Here is a 1408-nt window from a genome sequence, read left to right on the forward strand (position 1 = left end):
GCCCGGACGTCGAGGTGGTGCGCCTGGCGGCCGACGCCGACGGCACCGAGCTCGCCCGTGCCGCCCGGCCCCGGCAGGTCGCCGCGCTGGCGGTCGACGGCGCGCGCGTCGTCCGGCTGGTCGCCGGCGACGCGACGACGTTCTCCTCCGTCGCCGCCGAGATCGCCGCCGTCCGGACCGCCGGTGCGGACGTCGAGCTCGTCCCCGGCGTCTCGGCGGCCTTCGCGGTCCCGGTGTACGCCGGCGTCCCCGTCGCGCCCACCGGCACCGAACGGGTCCACGTCGTCCACGTCACCGACCCGGCGACCGAGCTCGTCGCCCCGGGCAGCGGCGGCGCCGACACCGTCGTCGTCCTCGGCGCCCGCGGGCTCCTGGGCGGGGCGGCCGAGCGGCTCGTCGCGCTCGGCTGGAGCCCCGACGCGCCCGCGGTCGTCGTCTCCTGCGCGACGACCACGTCGCAGCGCTCGGTCGAGGTGGCCCTGGCCAAGGTCGGCGACGTCCTCGGCGGTCTCGCCGAGCCGGTCTCCCTCGTCGTCGGCGACGCCGTCGGCCAGCGCGACCAGCTCTCGTGGTTCGAGAACCGGCCGCTGTTCGGCTGGCGCGTCCTCGTCCCTCGCACCAAGGACCAGTCGACGTCGGTCGTCGAGCACCTGCGCGAGCTCGGCGCCGACCCGGTCGTGGTCCCCACGATCTCCGTCGAGCCGCCGCGCACCCCGCAGCAGATGGACAAGGCCGTGCGCGGGCTCGTCACCGGCCGCTACGAGTGGGTGGGCTTCACCAGCGTCAACGCCGTCCGCGCCGTCCGCGAGCAGCTCGACGCGCTCGGCCTGGACGCCCGGTCCTTCTCCGGGCTGCGGATCGCCGCGGTCGGCGGCGTGACGGCCGAGGCGCTGCGCGAGTGGGGCCTCGAGCCCGACCTCGTCCCCTCCGGCGAGCAGTCCGCCAAGGGGCTGCTCGAGGAGTGGCCGGCCTTCGACCCGCAGCTGGACCCGATCGACCGGGTGCTGCTGCCGCGCGCCGACATCGCCACCGACACCCTGGTGGCCGGCCTGCAGGAGATGGGCTGGGAGGTCGACGACGTCACCGCCTACCGGACGGTGCGCGCGGCGCCGCCCGCCGCCCCGGTGCGCGACGCCATCAAGTCCGGCGGCTTCGACGCGGTGCTGTTCACGTCCAGCTCGACGGTCCGCAACCTCGTCGGCATCGCGGGCAAGCCGCACGCCTCGACCGTCATCGCGTGCATCGGTCCCCGCACCGCCGCCACCGCGGAGGAGCACGGCCTGCGCGTCGACGTCCTGGCACCCGTGCCCGAGGTCCGGGCGCTCGTCGACGCGCTCGCGGCCCACGGCGCGGCCGGCCGTGCCGCGGCCGAGGGCAGCGGCACGGAGTGGGCGCGCCCGTCCCAGCG

1 protein-coding gene is annotated in these 1408 nt (G+C 77.2%); it reads left to right on the plus strand.

The window, feature by feature from the left end; translation table 11 throughout:
• Positions 1 to 1408: bifunctional uroporphyrinogen-III C-methyltransferase/uroporphyrinogen-III synthase (locus tag WCS02_RS20290; protein WP_340296126.1), on the plus strand; the 1408-nt coding region annotated here is incomplete at both ends.

Source organism: Aquipuribacter hungaricus (assembly GCF_037860755.1).
Lineage (GTDB): Bacteria > Actinomycetota > Actinomycetes > Actinomycetales > JBBAYJ01 > Aquipuribacter > Aquipuribacter hungaricus.